The organism is Stenotrophomonas terrae, assembly GCF_001431465.1.
Classification (GTDB): Bacteria; Pseudomonadota; Gammaproteobacteria; order Xanthomonadales; family Xanthomonadaceae; genus Stenotrophomonas; species Stenotrophomonas terrae.
Window position 1 is genome coordinate 1 of record NZ_LDJJ01000002.1, and the last position, 25423, is coordinate 25423.

Consider the following 25423-nt stretch of genomic DNA (forward strand, 5'->3'; position numbering starts at 1 on the left):
GAACGGGAGAGGGGCTTCAAACAACAACCCGCATGCTGCCCGTACCGCCGGCCACCTGACCGCCGGTGGTAACATAGACATCTGATTTCAGGCCTTTTTCCTCCATGTTCAGCTTTTTTCGCCGCAAAAAGACCGACGACGCCCAACAGCCCGCAAAGCCGTCCACGCTGAGCGTTGAGGAACTGGCCGCCGCCTTCCCGCAGGCACCGTCGGCGCAAGCGCCGCTGCCGGCGGAACCTGAGCCGACCGAAGCCGCGCAAGCGCCGATCCAGGCAAACGAGGCCCCCGCAGCAATTGTCGAGCCAACGATTGAAGTTGCAACGACGCCTGCGCCGGTTGTGGAACAGGCTGTCGCAGCGGAAGCCGTGGCTGCAACCGAGCCGGTCCCCGCTCACCCAGCACCGGCCATCGAAACCCCCTCGCCTGCAACCGACGAAATCGCGGCGCAGGCAATAAAACCCGTTGCGGCTCCTGCGATGGCTGCTGCTGTTGCTGCTGTTGCCGCTGCTCCTGCTGCTCCTGCTGCTCCTGCTGCTGCTCCTGTTGCTGCTGCTCCTGTTGCTGCTACTCCTGTTGCTGCTACTCCTGTTGCTGCTGCTCCTGTAATTGCGGCTCCTGTAGTTGCTGCCCCTGTAGTGACTGCCCCTGCAACTGCTGCTCCCATAGTTGCGGCTCCCGTCGCAATCGAAACCAGCGCACCCAGCTCCGCCGATTCCGACGCAGCACTGATCCCCGCCAATGCGGCGCCTGCCGCACAGGCTGGCAAGCTCGGTTGGCGCGACCGTCTGCGCAACAGCACGTTCGCCCGCAGCTTCGGCGGCCTGTTCTCGCGCAACCCCAAGCTCGACGACGACCTGCTCGACGAGATTGAAACCGCACTGATCACCGCCGACGTCGGCATGCCGGCAACCACCGCCCTGGTCGAAGACCTGCGCAAGCGCATGAAGTCGCGCGAGTTCGCCGATGCCAATGCCTTGCTGGCCGCCCTGCGCGCCGACCTGATCGCGATGCTGCAGCCGGTCGCCAAACCGCTGGTGATCGACAGCAACGCCAAACCATTCGTGATCCTCACCGTCGGCGTCAACGGCGTTGGCAAGACCACCACCATCGGCAAGCTGGCCAAGCGCTTCAAGGATCAGGGTCATAGCCTGATGCTGGCTGCCGGCGACACTTTCCGCGCCGCCGCTGTCGCCCAGTTGCAGATCTGGGGCGAACGCAACGGCGTGAGCGTGGTGGCCCAGGGCCAGAACGCCGACGCCGCCTCGGTTGCATTCGATGCGCTGCAGGCCGGCAAGGCGCGCGGCACCAGCGTATTGATCGCCGATACCGCTGGCCGCCTGCACACCCAGACCGGCCTGATGAACGAGCTGAGCAAGATCCGTCGCGTACTCGGCAAGATCGATGAAACCGCTCCGCACGAAGTGTTGATGGTGATCGACGGCACCACCGGCCAGAACGCGCTGTCGCAGCTGCGTCAGTTCCATGCTGCCGCCGGCGTCACCGGCCTGGTCGTGACCAAGCTGGACGGCACCGCCAAGGGCGGCGTGGTATTCGCGTTGGCCCGCGAGTTCGGCATACCGATCCGCTTTGCCGGCATCGGCGAACGCCCGGAAGACCTGCGCGTATTCGACGCCGAAGCCTTCGTCGACGCACTGCTACCGCAGGCGCTGGGCAGCAACTGATCCAAAGCCCCTCTCCCACCGGGAGAGGGGTTGGGGTGAGGGTACGCTCTACGAGCAGAATCAAGAGCTCCCCTCATCCGCCCCTTTCGGGGCACCTTCTCCCGCAAGCGGGAGAAGGGAAACGCGCAATCGCAAGCCTTCGCGAGCCCATGCCCAACTTCCCCAGCCAACTCCTCACCTGGTTCGACCAGCACGGCCGCCATGATCTGCCCTGGCAGCATCCACGCTCGCCGTATCGCGTCTGGCTGTCGGAAATCATGTTGCAGCAGACCCAGGTCGCTACGGTTATCCCGTACTTCCAGCGCTTCGTGCAGTCCTTCCCGACGCTTGCGGATCTGGCAGCCACCGACAACGACACGTTGATGGCGCATTGGGCCGGGCTGGGCTACTACGCCCGTGCCCGCAACCTGCATGCCGCGGCCAAGCAATGCGTTGAACTGCATGGTGGCGAACTGCCGCGTGATTTCGATGCGCTGCTAGCCCTGCCCGGCATCGGCCGCAGCACCGCTGGCGCCATCCTCAGCCAGGCCTGGAATGACCCGTTCGCGATTCTCGATGGCAACGTCAAGCGCGTGCTGACGCGTTATCACGGCATTGCAGGCTTCCCCGGTTTGCCGGTGATCGAAAAGCAGCTCTGGGCGCAGGCTCAAACCCATGTCGCGCAGGTGCCCGCCGGTCGCATGGCCGATTACACCCAGGCGCAGATGGATTTCGGCGCAACCCTGTGCACCCGCGCCAAACCGGCCTGCATCCTCTGCCCGCTGCAGAGCAGCTGCAGCGCACACGCGCAGGGTCTGGTTGATTCACTGCCAACCCCGAAACCGAGCAAGGTGCTGCCCGAGCGTGAGGCCAGCGCTTTGCTGTTGGAGGACAGCGACGGCCGCATCCTGCTGCTCAAACGCCCACCGACCGGCATCTGGGCCTCGCTGTGGACCCTGCCGCAGGCCGACACCGACAGCGCCTTGCGTGACTGGTTCGCCGGCACCATCAAGGGCAACTACGACAACGCCGAAGAACTGCCGCTGATCGTGCACACCTTCAGCCATTACCGCCTGCATCTGCAGCCCTTGCACCTGCGCAAGGTCGCACTCAAGGCCAAGGTCGGTGACAATGCCGATCTACGTTGGGTGGCACGCAGCGAGCTCGCCGCACTTGGCCTGCCCGCGCCTATCCGCAAACTGCTGGAACGTCATCCGGCGCATTGATTCGACAGGATTCCACCATGCCCCGCTCCGTCTTCTGCCAATACGAACAACGCGAAACCGAGGGCCTGGATTTCGTGCCCTATCCGGGCGAACTGGGCCAGCGCATCTTCGCCAATATCGGCAAGCAGGCCTGGGCGGCATGGCTGGCGCACCAGACCATGCTGATCAACGAGAACCGCTTGTCGCCGCGCGACCCCAAGCACCGCGCCTTCCTTGAGGAAGAGCTGGTGAAGTACCTGTTCTCCGGCGGCGCAGAAAAACCGGCTGGCTATGTGGCGCCGGAAGCTCACTAACGCAAGACTGTAGTGCCGAGCCATGCTCGGCAGAGGTTTCAACTGTAGTGCCGAGCCATGCTCGGCAGAGGTTTCAACTGTAGTGCCGAGCCATGCTCGGCAGAGGCTTCACCGGTAATGCCCCTGCCGAGCATGGCTCGGCACTACAGATTGCTTCAATCCATCTCGGTGCCCTGGTCTGCGGCGCGTTCGGAAATCTTGGCCTCGCGCAGCTCTTTCTCGGATGCGCGCAGTGCCTTTACATCCAGCGGCTGGATCGTGTCGATCCGGCAGGGTACATGCGCCATCGGGCCGCTACCATGCACGATCACCCGATCAAAACGGGCAGACACCTGCCCCATCATGTTGGTGATCGAAATGGCCGGCGCGAATGACAGATCCGGGCAGGACCCGCTCAGGTTCAACAGCCAGGCTTCGGCCGGTTTGGTCCACACCGCGAGCGCGCTGTCGCCCAGTTCGGTCCAGCCATTGAGCGAGCCAAAATAGCGGAAGCTTTTCACCGGCTCGCCGGCATGCGCGCGGTAAAGCGCCAGCCGCTCACCACTGCTCAGCTTCCCGGTGGTCGCACAGCCGCCAACCACGGCAGCCAGCATCATCGCAACAAGCACTGTTTTCATGGCAGCAATCCTTATTGAAGGGAACAACCTGACTGCGTGACTGCAGCGAAACCATCCACCTGTGCGCGTTAACCCCATGTCTGTTTGGAGCCGGCGCTTGCTGGCGCCGGGCTTAGACCCGGCTGCCAGCCAACTCGTGGAGCCGACCTTCGCGCAACTCCAGCACGCGGTCCAGCTTGCGCGCCAGGCTGCGGTCATGCGTGACCAGCACCAGGCTGGTACGGTGCGCCCGGTTCAACTCCAGCATCAGCTCGAAAACGTTGGCTGCGGTCTTGTCGTCAAGATTACCGGTAGGCTCGTCGCCCAGAACGCAGCCTGGCTTGTTGACCAGGGCACGGGCCACCGCGGTGCGCTGACGCTCGCCACCGGACAGCTCGCCGGGCTTGTGACCCAACCGATGGCCAAGGCCGACCGACACCAGCAGCGCGGTGGCCTGTGCGCTGGCGGCCGCCACATCACGGCCACCGAGCATCACCGGAATCATCACGTTCTCCAGCGCGGTGAACTCGGGCAGCAGGTGATGGAACTGATAGACGAAGCCCAGCGAGCTGTTGCGCAGGTTGCCGCGCGCCGCATCGGACAAGGCCGACATGCGCTGGCCGGCAACATAGACCTCACCTGCGGTCGGGATATCCAGACCACCGAGCAGATGCAGCAAGGTGCTCTTGCCGGCGCCGGACGCGCCGACGATGGCAACGGTTTCGCCCGCTGCCACGTTCAGATCCAGGCCGTCGAATACCGGCGTATGCATCTTGCCTTCGGCATAGGTTTTGCCCAGGCCTTCGGCGCGGATTACCGATTCCATCAATGCGTTCTCATTCATAGCGCAGCGCCTCTGCCGGCTGGGTACGGGCGGCGCGCCACGCCGGGTAGATGGTTGCGGCAAAGCTCATCAGCAGTGCCACCAGGGTGATCACCACGATGTCGGCGGTCTGCATGTCGGTCGGCAGGCCGGTGATGTAGTACACATCCTCCGGCAGCAGCTTGATGTTGAACACGGTCTCGATCAGGCCGAGGATGCGTTCAAGATTGAGGGTCAGGGTGATGCCACCCAGCACACCCACGATGGTGCCGAACACGCCGATCAAGGTGCCCTGCACCATGAATACCTGCATCACCCCGCCAGGGGTCAAACCCAGCGTGCGCAGGATGGCGATATCGGCCTGCTTGTCGGTGACCAGCATCACCTGCGAGGACACCAGGTTGAAGGCGCCCATCGCCACGATCAGCGACAGCAGGATGCCCATCACCGTCTTTTCCATGCGCAGCGAGTGGTAGAGGTTGGCGTTTTCCTGCGTCCAGTCGCTGACCCGGTAATAGCCGTTGAGGTTGACCGCAAGGTCTCGGGCGACCGTGTAGGCCTGGTCCATGTCATGCATCTTCAGGCGCACGCCGGTGACGCCGTCCATGCGCAGCACCCGCTCCATGTCCTGCATGTTGGTGAAGGCGACGCCACGGTCCACTTCATTGGAGCCGGCTTCAAAAATGCCGCTGACCTTGAAGCGCTTGACCCGCGGCATCGCGCCCATCGGCGTGCCCTGCACTTCGGCCAGGGTGGCAACCACGCTGTCGCCCACATCCACGCCCAACCAGATCGCCAATTCCTTGCCAACCACCATGTTGAACTCACCGGGCTGCAGGCTGTCCAGCTTGCCCTTGGTCATCTTGTCGGCCAGCACCGAGACCTTGGACTCCTGCGCCGGGTCGATGCCCTGGATGATCGCGCCCTGCACCCGCAGGCCACTCAACATGCCCTGGATCTCGATATACGGTGCGGCACCGGCCACACGCGGGTCCTTGGTCGCCACGTCCACGGCATGCTGCCAATTGGCCATCGGCTCGCCATCGGCGCTGACCGTGGCATGGGCCGACATCTGCAGCAGGCGGTCGCGGATCTCCTTCTGGAAGCCGCTCATCACCGCCAGGGTGGTGATCAGCACCATCACACCCAGCGCGATGCCGAGGATGGAGGCCATGGAGATGAAGGAAATGAAGCCATTGCGCCGTTTGGCGCGCAGGTAGCGCAATCCGATTGCAACAGGTAAGGGTTTGAACATGCGTGTCTGCCCGGGAACTGGCGGCTATGGTGCCACTCCCGGCGGCTGGCGGGAAACGCCATGGGCACGCACGGCCAGTCGCAGTTCACGTCGCTGCGCACGCGGCAGGGTATCCGGCCAGAACAATAGCTGCTGGCGGTGCCTGCCAAGCCGCCAGCGCAGCACCAGCAAGGGGCCGCGTTCGAGCAGCTCGAGCCGCTGCACCGGGCTTCCATCCACGCAAGGTGCACCCGGTGGCGGCGGTATCAACAGCTTGCGCGCTGGCCTGCGCGATTCCGCCCGCGCCTGCAGCAGGCCCAAGACAAGCACGCAGGCGCCCAGCGGCCAGGCCAAGGCCGGCGCCAGATCACAGTTCACTATGGAAATGGCGGCAAGTACCGCCAGGCCCGACAACGCGCAGCTCAGCCAGCGCGAGGGGCGCCACTCACACCGGAAGGGAGCGGATGTAGCTGATAAGTGCCGCCTGCGACGCATCCGGACAGACCTCGTAGCCCATCGACCAGCGCCACAACTTATCGTCTTCGGTGTCCAGCAGCTGCAGGAAAACCTCGCGTTCGGCGGCAGGTGCATCCAGCCAGCGACGGTCCAGATAGCGACCGAACAGCTGATCCAGCTCACGCATCCCGCGCCGGCAGCGCCAGCGCAGCTTCTTCAACAGGATTTCGTCTTCGGTCTGCATGGCTTCGGATACCAAAGCCCCTCTCCCGCCGGGAGAGGGGTTGGGGTGAGGGTTGGAGCGAAGCTCCCGCGAACTCGATGGCAGCGGGCGGCGCCCCTACCCTCATCCGCCCCTGCGGGGCACCTTCTCCCGAAGGGAGAAGGCATAACGCATCAAGCGCGGCGCGCCATCATCAGCTTCTTGATCTCGGCGATTGCCAGTGCCGGGTTCAAGCCCTTCGGGCAGGTGCGTGCGCAGTTCATGATGGTGTGGCAGCGGTACAGCTTGAACGGATCTTCCAGATCGTCCAGGCGTGCGCCGGTGTCTTCATCACGCGAGTCGATGATCCAGCGGTAAGCCTGCAGCAGGATTGCCGGGCCCAGGTAACGCTCGCCGTTCCACCAGTAGCTCGGGCAGCTGGTCGAGCAGCAGGCGCACAGGATGCACTCGTACAGGCCATCGAGCTTCTTGCGGTCTTCCGGCGACTGCAGGCGCTCGCGGTCCGGCGGTGCCGGGGTCTGCGTGCGGATCCACGGCTTGATCGAGGCGTACTGCGCGTAGAAGTGGGTCAGATCCGGAACCAGATCCTTGACCACGTCCATATGCGGCAACGGATAGATCGGCACTTCGGCCTTGCCGCAATCGGCAATGGCGCGGGTGCAGGCCAGGGTGTTGGTGCCGTCGATGTTCATCGCGCACGAACCACAGATACCTTCGCGGCAGGAGCGGCGGAAGGTCAGGGTCGGATCAATCTCGTTCTTGATCTTGATCAGCGCGTCCAGAACCATCGGGCCGCACGCATCGAGATCGATCTCGTAGGTGTCGGTACGCGGATTCTGGTCGTCGTCCGGGCTCCAGCGGTAGATCTTGAAGGTACGCGTGTTCTTCGCACCGCTCTTGGCGGGGAAGTGCTTGCCCTTGGTCAACCGGGAGTTCTTCGGGAGTGCAAATTCAGCCATGTTCGTAAGTTCCCCGGATCAGTAGACGCGCGGCTTCGGCGGCACCACGGACACGTCATCGCTGAGCGTGTACATGTGCACCGGACGGTAATCGAAGCTGCACTTGCCCTTGTCGTCGACGGTGACCAGCGTGTGCTTCTGCCAGTTGACGTCGTCGCGGTCCGGGAAGTCCTCGTGCGCGTGGGCGCCGCGGCTTTCCTTGCGCTGCTCGGCCGAGTTGATGGTCGCCACTGCATTGAGCAGCAGGTTGTTCAGCTCGTAGGTTTCGATCAGGTCCGAGTTCCAGACCAGCGAACGGTCGGAAACCTTGACGTCCTGGAAAGAGTCGAACACTTCGGCCATCTTCTGGCAGCCTTCTTCCAGCGTCTTGCTGGTGCGGAACACGGCTGCGTCGTTCTGCATCGTGCGCTGCATGTTGTCGCGGATGACCGAGGTCGGCGTATCGCCATTGGCGTGACGCAGCTTGTCGAGCAGGCCCAGGGCCTTGTCGCAGGCATCGGACGGCAGGGTCTTGTGCGATGCACCCGGCTTGATCGTCTCGGCGCAGCGGTTGGCCACGGCGCGGCCGAACACCACCAGGTCGAGCAGCGAGTTGGAGCCCAGACGGTTGGCACCGTGCACGGACACGCAGGCGGCTTCGCCGATGGCGTACAGGCCCGGCACCACTGCATCGGGGTTGTCGCCGACCTTGCGCACCACTTCACCGTGGTAGTTGGTCGGGATACCGCCCATGTTGTAGTGCACGGTCGGGATGACCGGAATCGGCTGCTTGTGCACGTCCACGCCCGCGAAGATGCGCGCGCTTTCGGCGATACCCGGCAGCTTGTCGTCGATCACGCCCGGGCCGAGGTGGGTCAGGTCGAGCAGGATGTGATCCTTGTGCTCGCCGACGCCGCGGCCTTCGCGGATTTCGATGGTCATCGAACGCGACACCACGTCACGCGATGCCAGATCCTTGTAATGCGGTGCGTAGCGTTCCATGAAACGCTCGCCATTGCTGTTGCGCAGGATGCCACCCTCGCCTCGCACACCTTCGGTGATCAGGCAGCCGGCGCCATAGATGCCGGTCGGGTGGAACTGCACGAACTCCATGTCCTGCAGCGGCAGGCCGGCACGGGCCACCAGGCCACCGCCGTCACCGGTACAGGTGTGCGCCGAGGTGGCGCTGAAGTAGGCACGGCCGTAGCCGCCGGTTGCCAGTACCACGCCCTGCGAACGGAACAGGTGCAGGGTGCCTTCGGCCATATCCAGGGCGAGCACGCCGCGGCAGACGCCTTCGTCGTCGAAGATCAGGTCGAGTGCGAAGTACTCGATCATGAACTGCGCGTTGTGCGCCAGCGACTGCTGGTACAGGGTGTGCAGGATGGCGTGGCCGGTACGGTCGGCGGCGGCACAGGTACGCTGCGCGGACGGGCCTTCACCGTACTTGGTGGTCATGCCACCGAACGGACGCTGGTAGATCTTGCCTTCTTCGGTGCGCGAGAACGGAACGCCGTAGTGTTCCAGCTCGATGATGGCCGGGATGGCCTCACGGCACATGTATTCGATGGCGTCCTGGTCACCCAGCCAATCCGAACCCTTGATGGTGTCGTAGAAGTGGTAGCGCCAATCGTCTTCGCCCATGTTGGCGAGCGCGGCGGAAATACCACCCTGCGCTGCCACGGTGTGCGAGCGGGTCGGGAAGACCTTGGTGATGCAGACGGTCTGCAGGCCCTTCTGGGCCAGACCAAAGGTCGCACGCAGGCCAGCGCCACCGGCGCCGACGACCACCATGTCGACCTTGTGTTCAGTGATGTTGTAAGCGGACATGTATCAGTTCCCAAACACGATGCGGGCAACCGCAAAGATGCTGACGATGGCGCCGAGCACGGCGACGAACTTGACCGTGGTCTGCAGGGCCAGGGCCATCAGCGAATTGTGGATGTAGTCCTCGAGGACCACCTGCAGGCCAAGCTGGGCATGCCAGAACATGGCAACCAGGAAGCCACCCAGCAGGATCGCGTTCCACGGCTTGGAAATGGTTTCCACGGCGGTGACGTAATCGGCACCCATCAGGCTCAGCACCAGGCACAGGAACCAGATGGTGAGCGCAACCAGCGCGGTTGCGGTCAGGCGCTGGTGGACGAAGTGCTCGGTACCGGACTTGGAACTGCCCAGGCCACGCGCATTCTTGAGCGGGGTACGGTACTTGCTCATGCGGCAGCTCCCATGCAGACGTAAGCCCAGATCAACGCAGTCAGCACCAGCGAGGCGATCACCGACATCCAGCTGCTGCGGATGAAAGTGGCCTTGGCATAGCCGATGGCGAAGTCCTGCACGATGTGGCGGATGCCATTGCACAGGTGGTAGGCGAAGCACCAGGTCCAACCGAACAGGATCACCTTGCCGTACCAGGCGCTGGCGTGGGTGGTGAAGCAGTTCCAGGACTCAGGGCCCATCATCAGGGCGAACAAGCCGCCCGCGATGATCAGGGAACCGACAGTCAGAATGATGCCGGTTACTCGATGCAGGATCGAGGTGGCCATCTGGATCTGCCAGCGATACACCTGCAGGTGCGGAGAAAGGGGGCGGGGTCTGTTCGCCATTCGCTGACTCGTATCTCGGCTGGGCGGCTCAATGCCGCGTTGGCTCAACGCTGCTCAGAAATCGATGCAGCGCCCGTTTTTCTCCCAATCGCCATACCGCACCGGATCAAGTCCGCCGCGGCCACCTATTTCCTGCGGCACCGGTGCTGCCTCGGGAAGCGGCTGCTTCTCGGGGACCAACGGGGCTTCAGCTTCGGGCTCGGGAGTGGGGGTTGTTTGGCCTATCATTAGTGGTCTCGCAACGCACAAATTTTAGTCCTCAGTCACGTGTCTGACAACCTCGCCCCTGCTTTCACCGGTTTCCGCACACTTCCCAAGGCTCAAATCCTGAGCCTTGCCGGAGCTGATGCGGTCGCTTTCGCCCAAGCCCAGTTCGCCAACGACGTGCCCTCGCTGGCCGATGGCCACTGGCAATGGAATGCCTGGCTGACCGCCAAGGGCCGCGTGCTGTCTATCTTTCAGCTGTTGCGGGTGGACCCGCAGCAGCTGTTGCTGGTCTGCCACGACGGCGGTGCCGAGGCCATGGCCGAGCAGCTGCGGCGTTTTGTATTCCGCCGCAAGGTGGTGATCACGCATGCCAACGAGCTGGTGGTGAATGCCGCTCTGGAAGCGCCCAGCGCGGCGCATTGCGCGGAATTGGCGCAACTGGACGAGGCGGTGATCGAGCTCGACGTGGGCAGCCCGGCACTGCCGCGCACCCTGCGCATCAGCAAAACCGCCAGTACCAGCGACAGCGCGGCTGAATTGGCATGGCGCCAAACCGACCTGCGCTACGGCCTGCCCCGCCTGGACGATGCACAGCGCGAGCAATGGACGCCGCAGCAACTGGGGCTGGACCGGCTGAATGCCTATAGCGTCAAGAAAGGTTGCTATCCCGGCCAGGAAATCGTGGCCCGCACCCATTTCCTGGGCAAGGCCAAGCGCTCGCTTGCGCTGCTGGAATGTGTCTCATTCGCCAACCCGGGTGATGCCGTCCAGCAGGCCGAGACCAGCATCGGCACTGTCGCCTGCGCTGCAGGCACGCTGGCACTGGCCGTGCTGCCGCTCGAACTGCCGGAAGGCCCCCTGCAGGTAAATAGCGGCATCGCCAACATCCAGCCACTGCTGGACGGCCTGGCCCGCTGACCCAGCTCCACTGTAGTGCCGAGCCATGCTCGGCAGGGGCTTTACCGGTAAGGCCTCTTGCCGAGCATGGCTCGGCACGACGACGGCGCGGCGTCGTTGACGAAGCCAGGACTGCAGCAATCAGCGAAGAACTTACCCCTCCCCAACCCTCCCCTTGCCTGCGGCAAAGGGAGGGAGCAGAAACGTTGCCTGCGGCAAAGAGAAGGGGCATGTAGTGCCGAGCCATGCTCGGCAGGGGCTTCACCGGTAAGGCCACTGCCGAGCATGGCTCGGCACTACAACAGCTCAGCCCTCGATACGCCCACCACTGCCCGCATCAAAGAAATGCAACGCAGCCGGCGTGACTTCCACCGATATCTCCTGCCCCACCGCCGGCAGCTGCCGTGGCGCGACCCGCATGATCAGCGCCTGCTGGCCATAACGCAGGTTGACGAAGATCTCGTTGCCTACCGGCTCCAGACCTTCGATACGCGCATTGAACGCCGAAGCCCCGCCGCCAGGCTGCAGATGCTCAGGCCGCACGCCCACCACCAGCGGCTTGCCAAACCAGTCCGCAGCCAGCGATACAGCGCCCAACACTACGTCGGCAGCCCCGCCCTGACCTGGCTCATCCAACTGCAACACGGCCATACCGTCCGCACCACGACGTAATTGACCGCGCAGCATGTTCATCGCCGGGCTGCCTAGAAAGCCTGCGACAAACAGATTGACCGGCTTGTCGTACAGCGCCATCGGCGTGTCTATCTGCTGGATCACACCCTCATTGAGCACCACGATGCGCTGGCCCAGCGTCATCGCCTCGACCTGGTCGTGGGTGACATAGATCATCGTCGTACCCAGCTTGCGATGCAGCTGGGCAATCTCGGTGCGCACCGAGTGGCGCAGCTTCGCATCCAGGTTGGACAGCGGCTCATCCAGCAGGAACACCTCCGGCTCGCGTACCAGCGCCCTGCCAAGGGCCACGCGCTGGCGCTGGCCACCGGACATGGCGCGCGGCAACTTGCCCAGCATCTCCGTCAACCCCAAGGCCTCAGCCGCATCCTGCACGCGGCGCTGCACTTCCGCCTTGTCATGGCCACGCAGCTTCAAGCCGAAGCCCAGGTTCTCGGCCACGGTCATGTGCGGGTAAAGCGCGTAGTTCTGGAACACCATGGCGATGTCCCGGTCCTTGGGGGCAACGTCGTTGACCACGCGTTCGCCGATCCACAGCTTGCCGGCGCTGATCTCTTCCAGCCCCGCCACCATTCGCAGCAGTGTGGACTTGCCGCAACCCGACGGGCCCACCAGCACCATCAGCTCGCCATCGGCGATATCGAAACTGGCCCCGGCAACGGCGACCTGCCCGTTGTCATACACCTTGCGCACACTGTCGAATTGAACCTTGGCCATCACCACCTCGTTGCGAGTCGAAACCTGGAGCAGCGGAACACTTGCGTTACAACAAGAGAACAGTTTCCTGCAATCGTATACATCCGAAACATTGTGCACGGTAAGCATATTCATATGGCACCATCGCTACTGCCCTTACATGGCACCTGCGCTGCGCTGCACGGACCTGCTTCCGCCCTCGCGACATGCTGCATTGCACAAGCCCAGGTTGCCCCACGCCCGCCCTCTCGCGCCGAAGGACGCGGGCGTCCCAATCGCGGCGCAGGCCTTGAAGACGAACAATTGACAACGATGTCATCAGCACCCGAAACTCGCGCAATGCACGACACCCTTTTCCTGTTCGGTGCCACAGGCGACCTGGCCCAGCGTTATTTGTTTCCGTCCCTGCTGCGCCTGCTCGGCGACGGTCTACTTCCCGAGGATTTCCGCGTCCGTGCGCTGGCCCTGTCGCCGCATGACACCGAAAAATTCCGCGACATCCTGCGCCCGCGCCTGGAAGCAGCAATGCCCCATGCCAGCCAGGAGGACATCGGCAACCTGCTCAGCCGCATCGACTACCGCTCGGTGGACCTGCGCAATGCCGAGTCGGTGGCCGAATCGGTCAAGAATCTGGTGCACCGCACCTGTGTCAGCTACCTGGCGATTCCGCCGGGCCTGTACATCTCCACCTGCGAAGGCCTGGCCCTGGGCGGCGCGTTGGCCGCACCACACCGGCTGATGCTGGAGAAGCCGATCGGCTCGGACAGCGACAGCGCCGAGGAAATCCTGCAGTCGATCGGCAAGTGGATCGACGAAGACCGGGTGTTCCGTCTGGATCACTACCTGGGCAAGGCCGCCGTACAGAACCTGATGGCCCTGCGCTTTGGCAACACCCTGCTTGAAGCGGTGTGGAACCGTAACTACATCGCCTCGGTGCACATCTTGGTCGCTGAAAGCGATGGCGTGGATGGCCGCGACTCCTATTACTCGCGCTCCGGCGCACTGCGCGACATGGTGCAGAGCCATATCCTGCAGCTGCTGTGCCTGGTGGCGATGGAACCACCGGCGTCGCTGGAAGCGGACCGCATCCGCGACGAGAAGGTCAAGGTGCTGCGCGCCCTGCGCCCGCTCGACGCCAAGCATGCGGCCAAGGACAGCGTGCGCGGCCGCTACACCGCCGGCACCATCAATGGCCAACCGGCGCAGGCCTACCAGCCGCCGGAAGGCAGCGAAGCGGAAACCTTTGTCGGCGTCACCGCGCATATCGACAACTGGCGTTGGGCCGGCGTGCCGTTCCACCTGGTCACCGGCAAGCGTCTGCCTGAGCGCACCACCCGCATCGAGGTCAACCTCAAGCCGGTGACGCATTGGCTGTTCGAGCGCCCGGACCGCAAGAGCGCCACGCCCAATCGCCTGACCTTCCAGTTGCAGCCGCAGGAAAACATCCAGCTGGGCCTGATGAGCTCCCTGGCCGGCCCGGAATGGGGCGCGCTGGAGCTGCAGCCGCTGGAACTGGAACTGTCGGTACCCACCGGCCTGCATCGCCGCATTGCCTACGAACGCCTGTTCCTGGATGCCTTCAACGGCAACCACGCGCTGTTTGTACGCGATGACGAAGTGCGCGCCGCCTGGGCCTGGATCGACAGCATCAGCGATGCCTGGAAGGCTGCCGACCTGCCGATGGAGCCCTACCCGGCCGGTGGCTGGGGCCCGCAGCTGGCGCATGACTTCCTGCCCGAATCGATCGCCGCCGACGCAGGCCCGGAGCAGGGGCTGTGAGCCCCAGCGCGGAGCTGGTACTGGTAGCGGATATTGGTGGCACCAACGCACGCTTCGCGCTGGCCGACTGTTCCACCAGCAGCCCGTTGGATCAAACCAGCATCGATGAATACCCGGTGGCGCAGTTCGCGTCACTGGCCGATGCCGCCGCACACTACCTGCAGCAGCGTGGTGCCAATGCCGGCAGTGGCGTATTTGCGGTAGCCGGCCGGGTCGACGGCGACGAGGCGCGCATCACCAATCATCCGTGGGTGATCTCGCGCTCGCGCACCGCCGAACAACTCGGCTTCGAGCAGCTCTACCTGATCAACGATTTCGTCGCCCAGGCCATGTCGATCGCCCTGCTCGGGGTGGACGATGTGGTGCAGGTCGGCGGCGCCGGCTGGCAACCCGCAGCCGCAGGCGAACCGCGCAATTACTGCGTGCTCGGTCCCGGCACCGGCCTGGGTGTAGGTGGGCTGGTGGTACGCGATGGCCGCAACTACCCGCTGGCCACCGAAGGCGGGCACGCCGGTTTTGCCCCGAATTCGCCCGAGCAGATCCGCATCCTGGAGATCCTCTCGGCGCAGTTCGGCCGCGTTTCCAACGAACGTCTGGTCTGCGGACCCGGCCTGGTCAATATCCACCGCGCCATATGCGAGATCGCCGGTACCGACCCGGGCCTGCTGCAGCCGGCCGATGTCAGTGCCCGCGCCGCCGAAGGCGATGTGCTGGCAAGCCGTGCGGTCGAAGTATTTCTTGAAATTTTCGGCGCCGTGGCCGGCGACGCGGTACTGGTGCAAGGCGCCTGGGACGGCGTATTCCTCACCGGCGGGCTGGTCCCGCGCCTGCTGCAGCAGCTGCAGCATTCCGGCTTCCGCCAGCGCTTTGAAAGCAAGGGCCGGTTTGCCGCGACCATGTCGCAGATCCCCTCAATGGCCATCACCCATCCTTGCCCCGGCCTGCTCGGTGCCGCCGCCTACGCGGTCGACATGCAGCGCGCCAACTCTGGAGTCACCGCATGAACGCCGCTGTTTCCGACCGCATCACCCTTGTCCGGCATGCCGACGAAGAGGCATGGACCGAAGGTGTCGCCAAGGAAATGGCAGCGCTGTTGAGTGCGGAAATCGCCCAGCGCGGGCGCGCCCGCATGCTGCTGTCCGGTGGCACCACGCCGGCACCGATCTACGAAATGCTGTCTGACCAGGGCCTGGAGTGGGCACGGGTTGAAGTCGGCCTAGCCGACGAACGTTGGCTGTCGCCGCAGGACAAGGACAGCAACGCCTGGCTGGTACGCGACAGTTTCCTGCGCCATGCCGAAGGTGCGCATTTCGATCCGCTGGTGCGGGTTGGACTGCCGATCGCCGAGTGCGTGCATACCGCCAACCTGCTCGCCACCCATTCGCAGCCGGCCTGCCTGGTGGTGCTGGGCATGGGCAATGACGGCCATACCGCCTCGCTGTTCCCGGGCTCGGCCGATCTGCCGCAGGCACTGCAGAGCAAACACCCGTACGCCGCACTGGACGCCACCGGCTGCCCGGTCGCCAAGAACTGGCCGCTGCGCATCACCCTGACCCCACATGGTCTGGCGCTGGCTGGCCAGCGTCTGTTGCTGCTGCGCGGTAACCAGAAACTGGAAGTGCTCGACGCCGCGCTTGCTTCCGGCGACGTGCTTGCCTACCCGATCCTTGCTGCGATCAATGCACCCGGCAATCCGTTGCGCGTGCATTGGTGCCCTTGAGCCGGCCATAGGAAAAGACAACAGACCACCCCGCGCAGCTGCCCGGCACCTGCAGGCCAATCCACCTTTGATGCACCCAACCGACGCCTGCAAGAAACCCGTCCTGCCGCCCCCACCTCCTTTCCAGCCATAAAGCCATGCATCCGAAAATCCACGCCATCACCGAACGCATCCGCCAGCGCAGCGCCCCGTCGCGCGCGGCCTATCTGGCGGGTATCGATGCCGCATTGCGCGCAGGACCGTTCCGCACGCGCCTGAGCTGCGGCAATCTGGCCCACGCCTTTGCTGCTTGTGGCCCGACCGACAAGGACCGCCTGCGCGGCGACGTGACGCCCAACCTGGGCATCATCACCTCGTACAACGACATGCTCTCGGCCCACCAGCCGTTCGAGCATTACCCGGAGCTGATCCGCAATGCCGCGCGCGAGCTCGGCGCCACCGCCCAGGTGGCAGGTGCGGTGCCGGCCATGTGCGATGGCGTCACCCAGGGCCGTGGCGGCATGGAGCTGTCGCTGTTCTCGCGCGACATCATTGCCCAGGCCACCGCGATCGGCCTCAGCCATGACATGTTCGACGCCACCATCTATCTGGGTGTCTGCGACAAGATCGTGCCGGGCCTGCTGATTGGTGCGTTGGCCTTTGGCCATCTGCCGGCGGTATTCGTGCCGGCTGGGCCGATGACCCCGGGCATTCCGAACAAGAAGAAGGCCGAGGTCCGCGAGCGCTACGCCGCTGGCGAAGCCACCCGCGAAGAACTGCTGGAAGCCGAATCGGCGTCCTATCACGGCGCAGGCACCTGCACCTTCTATGGCACCGCCAACTCCAACCAGGTATTGCTGGAAGCGATGGGCGTGCAGCTGCCAGGCGCCTCCTTCGTCAACCCGGAGCTGCCGCTGCGCGATGCATTGACCCGCGCCGCCACCGCACGCGCACTGGAAATCAGCGCGCTGGGCAGCGACTTCCGCCCGCTCGGCCACCTGATCGACGAGCGCGCCATCGTCAATGCCGTGGTCGCCTTGATGGCCACCGGCGGCTCCACCAACCACACCATCCACTGGATCGCAGTGGCACGAGCCGCCGGCGTCGTGCTGACCTGGGACGATATGGATGAGCTGTCGCAGATCGTGCCGCTGCTGGCACGTGTCTATCCCAATGGCGAAGCCGACGTGAACCGGTTTGCCGCTGCCGGCGGCCCCGGCTTCGTGTTCCGCGAACTGATGGACGCCGGCCTGATGCACGCCGATGCCACCACTATTGTCGAGGGCGGCATGCGCGCCTTTGCGCAGGAGCCGCGTCTCACCGACGGCAAGGTCAGCTATGTGCCGGCCGCTGCGGTCAGCGGCGATGAAGAAGTGGTACGCCCGGCCGCCAACCCGTTCGAGGCCCAGGGTGGCCTGCGCTTGCTGCGCGGCAATATCGGTCGCTCGCTGATCAAGCTGTCGGCAGTGAAGCCGCAATACCGCACTATCGAAGCGCCAGCGGTGGTGGTCGACGCACCGCAGATCCTCAACAAGCTGCACGCCGCCGGCGCACTGCCGCAGGACTTCGTTGCGGTGGTCCGCTACCAGGGCCCGCGTTCCAATGGCATGCCGGAACTGCATTCACTGGCGCCGCTGCTGGGCCTGCTGCAAAACCAGGGCCGGCGCGTTGCCCTGGTCACCGATGGCCGCCTGTCCGGCGCCTCCGGCAAGATCCCGGCCGCCATCCACGTCACCCCGGAAGCGGCACGCGGCGGCCCCATCGCGCGCATCCGCGAAGGCGACATCATCCGCCTGGACGGCGAAGCCGGCACGCTGGAAGTGCTGGTTGACGCCGCCGAATGGGCGAGCCGTGGCATTGCCGCCAACACCGCACCGGCCGGCTCGGACATGGGCCGCAACCTGTTCGCGATGAACCGCCGCATTGTTGGGCCGGCCGACCAGGGCGCTATATCGATCTCCTGCGGCCCCGCACGACCGGACGGCAGCCTGTGGGAATACGACGCCGAGTACGAGCTTGGTCACGACCATGCCGCAGCCGCCGCACCGCACGAAGCCAAGGACGCCTGAGGCGTCCTGCACCTGCAACAGATCATTGATGAGGACACCATGAGCATTGCCCAATATCAGGACCGCGCCGAGCAGCTGTTGACTGCCGCCGGCATCCTGCCGGTAGTTACCGTGCACACCCTTGAGCAGGCGCGCGCCGTCAGCGCAGCGCTGCTCGAAGGTGGCTTGCCGGCGATAGAACTGACCCTGCGCACGCCGGTGGCGATGGAAGCGCTGGCCATGCTCAAGCGCGAATTGCCCGATGTGGTGGTGGGTGCCGGCACCGTGCTGACCGTCGAGCAGATGCAGCGCTCGATCGATGCCGGTGCCGACTTCATTGTTACCCCGGGCACGCCGGCGCATATGGCCGATGCATTGGCCGCAGCGCCGCTGCCGGTTGTGCCCGGTGCCGCGTCGCCGACCGAGCTGCTGGCGCTGGTTGCCCGCGGTTTCCGCATCTGCAAGCTGTTCCCGGCCACCGCCGTTGGCGGGCTGGCGATGATCAAGGGCGTTGCCGGTCCCATTCCGGAGCTCAAGCTCTGCCCCACCGGCGGCATCACCGAAGCCACCGCAGGCGACTACCTGGCGCAGAAGAACGTGGTCTGCATTGGTGGCTCATGGATGGTGCAGGACAGCTGGATCCGCAACGGCCAGTGGGACGAAGTGAAGAAGTCCGCTGCCGCCGCCGCGGCCATCGTCAAGCAGGCCCGCGCCGGCTGACCTATCGCGCTTTTTTGTTATGGGAGTTGTGGGAGCGGCGTAAGCCGCGAAGCTGGCAGCAATCAAACCGCCGGCATCCGCTTGCCAACGCAGTGATGTGGAAGTTCGTGCTGGTGATGCGTAGACCGCACCAGCCATCTGCTTCGCGGCTTACGCCGCTCCTACGCGCATTCCCGGGAATGCCCCTGCCGAGCATGGCTCGGCACTACAGCTTTGTTCCCAGCCTTTGGCAATAGGCCAACGGAAGGCTGGTGGTTTGGTTTTTTCAGATCCGACGGAAGTTCTTCCTCTCCCTCTCGTCGACTGGCCTGCGCCTCGGTATTCGAGGCGCAGTTTTTATCACTCAGCGCTTGCCGCGCTCACTGCGGCGCAGCTCGGCTGGAATCTCGATCTCCACTTTCGCCGGCAAGCTGCTGATATGCAGCTCATTGCCCAGCCATTGCGCCGGCTCGCCATTGATGGTCGCCGCGCCGGGCGTGCCCTCATAAGGCCAGGGCAACAACAGTCCCGCGCCCGGCAATTGCATCCCCTCGGAGACCTGCAGGGTGAGCTGTTTGTCACTGCGCTGCAGCGAATAGCTCAAGCTGCCGTGCGAGGTATTCAAGTCCTCGATGGCGATGCCCTTGCCGGTCAGCCAGGCACTGGGCACGCCCGCGGCCAGCACGATCGGTCCATCCACATCGCGCTCATAGGCGAACATGTCCAGCGCCGAGCGGACGAAATCCGATGCCACCCAGGCATGCGGCAGGTCGCCGACAAAGAACGGTTGCCGCGGCGTCGATGAGACCACCTCGGCCCATTGATTCCATGCCGGCGGCGCGCGGTCCTTGAAGAAGAACTCGGTGGCCTCCCAGGCCCGCGCGCGCCAGCCCAGGCGCACGAATGCGCCTACGTTGCGCCACTCGTACGGCGTGTAATCCTTCCATTGCCGCTTGCCGTCGCGCCGCTCCACGAAGTTCTGCCAGTAGCGCTCAAACGTATTGTCCAGCGCCGGCTGCGGCAACCTGCCCTGCTCGCCACCCGGCGCCAGCGCAATGGTGGTCGAAGTGGCATCGAAGTCGCCCAGTTCCACCGAACCCGGCAGATAGTCGATGGCGTGCGCGGCCATTGCGGCGTGCAGCGAATCATCCAGATCCTGGCGGAACTGGTCGCGCGAGGCGGCCATGCTTGCCGCTTCCACTTCCAGCCCCAACGCCGCCGCCATATCGGCCGCGTCCTTGTAGCCACGCAACGCCCAGAAATCATCCCAGTACGAATGCACCGGCTTGGCCGAATAACCTTCGTGGCTGATCGAGGCCGGCATCATGCCGTAGAAGCCGGCATTGCGTGCGCGGTTCTCCTCGGTGCGCTCGCTCAGCCGCAGTTGCTCCATATAGCTCCAGGCTTTCTGCACATGCGGCCACATCTGCTGCAGGAACGCGTTGTCACCGGTATGCCGCCAGTATTCGGCGATGGTGTAGATCAGCTCGCCGTGGCTGTCGTTCTCCGGCACCGGATCGCTGCCACGCGCATCCACGCAGCACGGCACCATGCCGCTTTCAAACTGGTACGGCGCATACCAGTCCACGTACTGGCGCACCGCATCGGCCCGGCCCATCCGCAGCAGACCTTCGGAGATCATCGCGCCATCGCGGATCCAGCTGCGCGCATAGGAACGCGTGCCCGGCTGCAGGCTCGGCCCCACACGTGAAATCAACATATGCGCCAGCGCCGTGCGCAGCGTATTGGCCAGCGGCTGGCCCGCTTCCGGCACGCGCAACTTGAGCTGGTCCAGCTTCTGCCGCCACATCGCGGCCACCTGCTGCTGTGCCTTGTCGACGTCGAACTTGGCCGGCATCTGCCAGTTGCCGGTCTGTGGCAGCACCAGCACCACCTCGCGGCGTTGGCCCGGTTCCAGCTTCCAGTTGTAGACCAGCGCACCGGAGGCCAGACCGGTGGTGTCGCGAACTTCGTGCGTGCCCGGCAAGCTCTTGTCAGCCAGGTGGGTGACGTCCAGCTTGCTGTCGAAGCTGCTGGCGAAAACCGCATCGGCCGGCGCCGTTGCATACACCCGCGGCTGACCGTTGACGCTGACCTGCGCCGGCTGCACTGCCAGGTTGTCGATGCGGCTGACACCACCGACGGTATTGAGGAACTGGCTGGGCGGGTTGACCTGGAACGGCCGTACCGCCAGCGCCAGACGGTACTCATGCGCAACCTTGTCGGTATTGCGCAGCTCGTAACGTGCCACCAGCTGCGCCTGCTCCGGCCGGCCCTGCACGAAGCCGCCGACATTCAAGCCGAAGCGCTCGTGCTGCCAGCCCACCGTCGGCATCGGCAGGTAGCCGTCGAGCAGGGCCTGGGTGGTTTTCACCTCGGCCCAGCCAATCACCTTGCCGTCGAGCACGACGAACGGCTCGATGCTGAAACCGGCCTTCACCGCTTCCAGCGCACCGTCCTCGCTGATCAAGGCCTGTTCCCGACCACCATCCAGGCCAAGGATCGTCCAGTACGGCTGCTCGCCACTGAAGCCACGCGGCAAGGCGCCACGCGGCAGATCGGCGGCAACCGAGCGCACGAAATCATTCGGCGTGCTTGCGAACGACAATGGCTTGAGGCTGATATCGCGGATGCCGTAGCGCCAGTTGGGGCCGTCAACCAGATCAAAGCGCAGGTAGCGTGCCTCGGTCTCCGGCAATGCCAGCCAATCCTTGCCGCCCGAACCGCTGGTCACTTCACGCAGGGTCTTCCAGTCACGGCCATCGGTGGACGAACGCACGACGTAGCGCGAGGCTTCCAGCCCCGGCGCCCACTGCACCACGGCACCGCCGAACTCGCGCACCTTGCCCAGGTCCAGGCTCACGGTCTGCTGCTTGACGCCGCCGCTGATCCACAAGGTATCGGCCTTGCCGTCGGCAATACGCTGCTGCAGCGCGGTTGCGGTATCGGCGATCACCGTGGTGGTCAGCGCCGAGTTGTCTTCCTTGGGCAGTGGCTGCAGGTTCAACTGATCGAAGCAAACCGTGCCGCGGCCGCCCACTTTGCTGTAGATGGTGAACTCCACCGCCGCGCTGCGCCGCAGGGTCTTGTCCTGGTCCGGGCCCCAGGCCTTTTCGATATGCCGCTTGCGGTAGCTGATGCGGGTCCAGTTCTTGGGAAAGTTGAAACCCGGGCGGTTGACCCACCAGACATTGTCGCCGCTGGCATCAACCAGCTTGAACTGCAGATCATTGGCCGGCGAATCGCCACGCAGGTCGAAGGACAGCTGGTAGTTCTCCGGCCAGGTCACATCCAGCGGCCGGCGGATACCGACATAACCGGACACTTCGTGGAAGTCGTAATCCAGGCACAGCGCGCGGCCATTGTTGCCGGCAACCGGACGCAGGGAACCACTGACCTGCGGCGAGGTGATCAGCTGCCAAGCGGCGATATCGTCAAACTTGGCCAGCACGGCTGCGCTGGCCGGCTGCACCCACGCCAGCAGCAAGAACAACAGGCCGATCACAGTACGCATTTTCATCACCAGAATCCTGATTCATCACCGGCAGCAGCCGCCGGATTTTCGCAAAGATCACCGCCATTCGCGGCGGTATGTTACGTATGGAAAGACAGCACCGCAGCCGCCTTTCGTTTGCTGCGGCCTCAGCCCTTGACGCTGCCCAGCAGCAGGCCCTGGATGTAGTAGCGCTGCAGCACCAGGAACAACAACAGCACCGGCAATACCGTGACCACCGCACCGGCCATCATCATTTCCACGTCCATGATGTGCTCGCGCGACAGGCTGGCCAGTGCCACCGGCAAGGTGTAGTGCTCCTGGTCGGTGAGTACGATCAAGGGCCACATGAAATCGTTCCATGCGCCCATGAAGGTGAAGATCGCCAATGTCACCAGCACCGGCTTGAGCATCGGCAGCACGATCTGGAAGAAGATGCGCGCCTCGCTGGCGCCGTCGATACGCGCCGCTTCCAGCAACTCATCCGGAATCGAGCGCGCGTACTGGCGCACCAGGAAAATGCCAAACACGCTGGCCAGCGCCGGGATCACCACGCCACCAAAGGTGTTCACCAGGCCCATCTGCTTCATCAGCAGGAACAGCGGCAGCATCGCCACCTGCGCGGGGATCACCAGCGCAGCCAGCAGCATCTGGAACAGGCGCTCACGGCCGGCAAAACGCAGCTTGGCAAAGGCATAGCCGGCCAGGGTGTTGAACAGCAGCGAGCCCAAGGTGATCGCAACCGATACCAGCAGGCTGTTGACGAAGTTGTTGCCCATACCGGTACGCGCGAACAAGGCCTGGTAGTTGGCCAGCGTGGTATGTGCCGGCAACAGTGGTGGCGGAAACTGCGATGCCTGCCCGCTGGGCATGAACGACACAGACAGCATCCACGCCAACGGTGCCAGGCTGACCAGCGCCAGCAGCAACAAGCCGCCGTTCACCCACCACGCATGCCAACGCGATTGGCCGATTTCACGACTGCCCGCAAGATCACTCATACCAGCTCCCTGCGTTTGCCGAAGCGCAACATCAACGTAGTCACCGCCAGGATGATCAGGAACAGCAGGAAGGCCACGGCCGAGGCGCGCCCCAGGTTCCACCACTTGAAGCCTTCCTCGAACATGAAATACAGCACGCTCACCGTGCTCTGCAGCGGATCGCCACGGGTCATGACGTAAGGCTCGGCGAACAGCTGGAAATAACCGGACACGGTAATCACGCCGACCACCAGCAGCACCGGCCCCAGCATCGGCAAGGTGATATGCAGGAACTGCTGCCAACGCGAGGCGCCGTCAATACGTGCCGCCTCGTAAAGGTCTTTGGGAATGGCCTGCAGCCCGGCCAGGAAGATCACCATGTTGTAGCCGAAGTTCTTCCACACCGCGAAACCAATGATGGTCGGCATCGCCCAGTTCGGATCACCCAGCCAATCAATGGGATTGATGCCGATCTGGCCCAGCCCCCAGTTCACCATGCCGTAGCGGGTATGGAACAGATAGCGCCAGATCACCGCCACCGCCACCAACGTGGTCACCACCGGCGCAAACAGCGCGGTGCGGAACAGCGCCTTGAAGCGCGCCGCCGGGGCGTTGAGCAACAATGCAGCACCCAGCGAAACCGCGATCGACAAGGGCACACCAGCCACCACGAAGTAGGCGGTATTGCCGAGCGATTTCCAGAACATCGGCGTCTGCAGCAGGTCGATGTAATTGCCCAGGCCGTTGAAACGCAAGTTGTGCGGATCGGCCAGCGCGTAGAGATCGAAGTCGGTCAGGCTCAAGGCCAGCGCCGACAACACCGGCAGACCAAAGAACACGCCGATCACGATCAGCGCCGGTGCGGCGAAGATCCAGCCGGCCAGCGAACCGCGCTTCATGGCGCCGCCTTCGCAGCTGCGTCAGCCTGCTGTTCGACGATCCAGCGGCGCTTGGCGAGGATGTCATCCACCTGCTGGTCCAACTGCTCCACCGCCTTGTCCTGCGGCAAGCCGCCGCGCACTACCTGTTCGGTCACCACCCGCATCTGCTGCGCGATACGCTCCCACTCCAGCACCTTGGGCGTGGGTTTGACGCGTTCGAGCTGGTCGGCGAAGGCGGCGGTCAAGGGATCATTCTGCAATTCCGGCGACTGCCAGGCACTGCGACGCGGCGGCAGGTCACCGATGATGGTGTAGAAGCGCTGCTGGATCTCGGGCCGCGACAGGAACTCGATCAGCTTCCAGGCCGCCTCTTTCTTTTGCGAGGAACGGAACACCACCAGACTGGTGCCGCCGGCAATACCTGCGCCGGGACCATCGGGACCGGGTAGCGGCGTCGTGCCCCACTCGCCTTCCAGACCGGGCGGCTGGCGTTGGCGGAATTCACGGATATTCCACGGCCCGGACAGATAGAAGGCGGTGAAGCCGCGGAAGAACTCATCCCAGACATTGGAGATCTGGGTCTCGGACATCTTCGGCGCCCAGCCCTGCTCGAACATGTTGTCGTAGAAGGCCAGCGTGCGCCGGAAACCGGGGCTGCGGAAGTTGCCACGGGTATCGCCGTCGCGCAGCAGGCTGTCTTGCTGCTGCAGCGCGAACGAGAGCTGTGGCTCGAACTCGTTCAAGGGCATCAGCACCGGATAGCCGCGCGCGCCCATGATCTTCTTCAGTGCCGCGTTCATCTGCTCCCATTCGGCCCAGGTCCGCGGCGGCTGCGTGTAGCCGGCCTTGCGCAGCAGATCCTTGCGGTAGAACAGCAGCCGCGTATCCACGTACCAGGGAATTCCGACCAGCTCACCGTCGACGACATTGGTATCCCAGATACCGGCGAAATAATCCTGTTGATCGATACCGGTGGAGGCATCCACCAGTGGCTGCAGCGGGGTCAGCGCCTGCAGGGTGGCGAATTCGGCGATCCAGGTATTGCCGAGCTGGCAGACATCCGGCAGGCCATCGGCAGCATAGGCGGTCAGCAGTTTTTCGTGCGCGGCCGTCCAGGGAATGTTCTGCACATCAACATGGATGCCGGGGTTTTCGGCCTCGAACTCGCGCACCAGTTCGCCGACCACTTCGGCCTCACGGCCCATCGCCCAGAACCGCAAGGTGGTGCCCTGCTCCGGTTTGCTGCAGCCTGCGAGCAGCAACAACAGCACTGCCAGCGCGCGCATCATTGGCCG

Annotated in this window: 23 protein-coding genes and 1 pseudogene; 9 read left to right on the forward strand and 15 right to left on the reverse strand. The window is 64.3% G+C overall.

Going from position 1 to position 25423, the window contains the following annotated elements; translation table 11 throughout:
* Window positions 1–84: 84 nt before the first annotated feature.
* The 3 genes and pseudogenes from ftsY (at window position 85) to ABB27_RS00065 (ending at window position 3180) form a co-directional block, all read left to right on the forward strand.
* Window positions 85–1682, forward strand: a pseudogene (gene ftsY, locus ABB27_RS00055) (signal recognition particle-docking protein FtsY).
* Between the two features lie 149 nt (window positions 1683–1831).
* Window positions 1832–2887 (forward strand): A/G-specific adenine glycosylase, encoded by a 1056-nt coding sequence (gene mutY, locus ABB27_RS00060; RefSeq protein ID WP_057626033.1) that lies wholly within the window; start codon window positions 1832–1834, stop codon window positions 2885–2887.
* Window positions 2888–2904: 17 nt separating this feature from the next.
* The gene (locus ABB27_RS00065; RefSeq protein ID WP_057626035.1) at window positions 2905–3180 is read left to right on the forward strand and encodes an oxidative damage protection protein; all 276 of its coding nucleotides are present in this window, start codon (window positions 2905–2907) and stop codon (window positions 3178–3180) included.
* Between the two features lie 155 nt (window positions 3181–3335).
* Here the strand turns inward: ABB27_RS00065 and ABB27_RS00070 are convergent, their stop codons facing one another.
* From ABB27_RS00070 to ABB27_RS19140, 10 genes are all read right to left on the reverse strand, one after another.
* On the reverse strand, window positions 3336–3797 hold the full coding sequence (locus tag ABB27_RS00070) for a DUF6491 family protein (protein ID WP_057626038.1): 462 nt from the start codon (window positions 3795–3797) through the stop codon (window positions 3336–3338).
* Window positions 3798–3909: 112 nt separating this feature from the next.
* Window positions 3910–4620, reverse strand: a complete 711-nt coding sequence (lolD, locus tag ABB27_RS00075; protein WP_057626040.1) for a lipoprotein-releasing ABC transporter ATP-binding protein LolD — start codon at window positions 4618–4620, stop codon at window positions 3910–3912.
* The gene (locus ABB27_RS00080; RefSeq protein WP_057626042.1) at window positions 4613–5854 is read right to left on the reverse strand and encodes a lipoprotein-releasing ABC transporter permease subunit; all 1242 of its coding nucleotides are present in this window, start codon (window positions 5852–5854) and stop codon (window positions 4613–4615) included. The genes lolD and ABB27_RS00080 overlap by 8 nt, the downstream gene beginning before the upstream one ends.
* A gap of 24 nt (window positions 5855–5878) precedes the next feature.
* Entirely contained in the window at window positions 5879–6211 is a 333-nt protein-coding gene (locus ABB27_RS00085; RefSeq protein WP_057626044.1) for a hypothetical protein, read from the reverse strand.
* A gap of 67 nt (window positions 6212–6278) precedes the next feature.
* Window positions 6279–6533: an FAD assembly factor SdhE gene (locus ABB27_RS00090; protein ID WP_057626046.1), complete on the reverse strand. Its 255-nt coding sequence runs from the start codon at window positions 6531–6533 to the stop codon at window positions 6279–6281.
* 152 nt (window positions 6534–6685) lie between these two features.
* Complete coding sequence (locus tag ABB27_RS00095) at window positions 6686–7471, reverse strand: succinate dehydrogenase iron-sulfur subunit (RefSeq protein ID WP_054657940.1); 786 nt, start codon at window positions 7469–7471, stop codon at window positions 6686–6688.
* Between the two features lie 18 nt (window positions 7472–7489).
* On the reverse strand, window positions 7490–9280 hold the full coding sequence (gene sdhA / locus ABB27_RS00100) for a succinate dehydrogenase flavoprotein subunit (RefSeq protein WP_057626048.1): 1791 nt from the start codon (window positions 9278–9280) through the stop codon (window positions 7490–7492).
* A gap of 3 nt (window positions 9281–9283) precedes the next feature.
* Window positions 9284–9667: a succinate dehydrogenase, hydrophobic membrane anchor protein gene (gene sdhD / locus ABB27_RS00105; RefSeq protein WP_057626050.1), complete on the reverse strand. Its 384-nt coding sequence runs from the start codon at window positions 9665–9667 to the stop codon at window positions 9284–9286.
* A complete protein-coding gene (sdhC, locus tag ABB27_RS00110) occupies window positions 9664–10056 on the reverse strand; it encodes a succinate dehydrogenase, cytochrome b556 subunit (protein ID WP_057626052.1) in 393 nt (130 codons plus the stop codon). The genes sdhD and sdhC overlap by 4 nt, the downstream gene beginning before the upstream one ends.
* A gap of 54 nt (window positions 10057–10110) precedes the next feature.
* Window positions 10111–10284, reverse strand: coding sequence for a DUF1674 domain-containing protein (locus ABB27_RS19140; protein ID WP_082746459.1), 174 nt, complete (start codon window positions 10282–10284; stop codon window positions 10111–10113).
* A gap of 39 nt (window positions 10285–10323) precedes the next feature.
* Here ABB27_RS19140 and ygfZ point away from each other — a divergent pair, with 39 nt between their 5' ends.
* Window positions 10324–11181 (forward strand): CAF17-like 4Fe-4S cluster assembly/insertion protein YgfZ, encoded by an 858-nt coding sequence (gene ygfZ, locus ABB27_RS00115; protein WP_057626053.1) that lies wholly within the window; start codon window positions 10324–10326, stop codon window positions 11179–11181.
* A gap of 285 nt (window positions 11182–11466) precedes the next feature.
* On the opposite strand, the gene ABB27_RS00120 is transcribed toward ygfZ, so the two are convergent.
* Complete coding sequence (locus ABB27_RS00120) at window positions 11467–12570, reverse strand: ABC transporter ATP-binding protein (protein WP_057626055.1); 1104 nt, start codon at window positions 12568–12570, stop codon at window positions 11467–11469.
* A gap of 318 nt (window positions 12571–12888) precedes the next feature.
* Between ABB27_RS00120 and zwf the strand changes: the two genes are divergently transcribed.
* From zwf to eda, 5 genes are all read left to right on the forward strand, one after another.
* Window positions 12889–14328 (forward strand): glucose-6-phosphate dehydrogenase, encoded by a 1440-nt coding sequence (gene zwf, locus ABB27_RS00125; protein ID WP_057626057.1) that lies wholly within the window; start codon window positions 12889–12891, stop codon window positions 14326–14328.
* Window positions 14325–15332, forward strand: a complete 1008-nt coding sequence (glk, locus tag ABB27_RS00130) for a glucokinase (RefSeq protein WP_057626059.1) — start codon at window positions 14325–14327, stop codon at window positions 15330–15332. Before zwf ends, glk begins: the two co-directional genes overlap by 4 nt.
* The gene (gene pgl, locus ABB27_RS00135) at window positions 15329–16048 is read left to right on the forward strand and encodes a 6-phosphogluconolactonase (RefSeq protein ID WP_057626060.1); all 720 of its coding nucleotides are present in this window, start codon (window positions 15329–15331) and stop codon (window positions 16046–16048) included. Before glk ends, pgl begins: the two co-directional genes overlap by 4 nt.
* A 137-nt stretch (window positions 16049–16185) precedes the next feature.
* The gene (edd, locus tag ABB27_RS00140; protein WP_057626062.1) at window positions 16186–18096 is read left to right on the forward strand and encodes a phosphogluconate dehydratase; all 1911 of its coding nucleotides are present in this window, start codon (window positions 16186–16188) and stop codon (window positions 18094–18096) included.
* 39 nt (window positions 18097–18135) lie between these two features.
* Window positions 18136–18795 (forward strand): bifunctional 4-hydroxy-2-oxoglutarate aldolase/2-dehydro-3-deoxy-phosphogluconate aldolase, encoded by a 660-nt coding sequence (eda, locus tag ABB27_RS00145; RefSeq protein WP_057626064.1) that lies wholly within the window; start codon window positions 18136–18138, stop codon window positions 18793–18795.
* A 343-nt stretch (window positions 18796–19138) separates the two neighbouring features.
* Here the strand turns inward: eda and ABB27_RS00150 are convergent, their stop codons facing one another.
* The 4 genes from ABB27_RS00150 to ABB27_RS00165 all read right to left on the reverse strand — a co-directional run bounded on the left by ABB27_RS00150 (window position 19139) and on the right by ABB27_RS00165 (window position 25414).
* The gene (locus ABB27_RS00150; RefSeq protein ID WP_083491071.1) at window positions 19139–22288 is read right to left on the reverse strand and encodes a discoidin domain-containing protein; all 3150 of its coding nucleotides are present in this window, start codon (window positions 22286–22288) and stop codon (window positions 19139–19141) included.
* A 128-nt stretch (window positions 22289–22416) separates the two neighbouring features.
* Window positions 22417–23268 (reverse strand): carbohydrate ABC transporter permease, encoded by an 852-nt coding sequence (locus ABB27_RS00155; RefSeq protein WP_057626066.1) that lies wholly within the window; start codon window positions 23266–23268, stop codon window positions 22417–22419.
* On the reverse strand, window positions 23265–24146 hold the full coding sequence (locus tag ABB27_RS00160; RefSeq protein ID WP_057626068.1) for a carbohydrate ABC transporter permease: 882 nt from the start codon (window positions 24144–24146) through the stop codon (window positions 23265–23267). The genes ABB27_RS00155 and ABB27_RS00160 overlap by 4 nt, the downstream gene beginning before the upstream one ends.
* Window positions 24143–25414 carry a sugar ABC transporter substrate-binding protein gene (locus ABB27_RS00165; protein WP_425477454.1) on the reverse strand — a complete coding sequence of 424 codons (1272 nt, stop codon included), beginning with the start codon at window positions 25412–25414 and terminating at the stop codon, window positions 24143–24145. Before ABB27_RS00165 ends, ABB27_RS00160 begins: the two co-directional genes overlap by 4 nt.
* Between the last annotated feature and the right edge of the window lie 9 nt (window positions 25415–25423).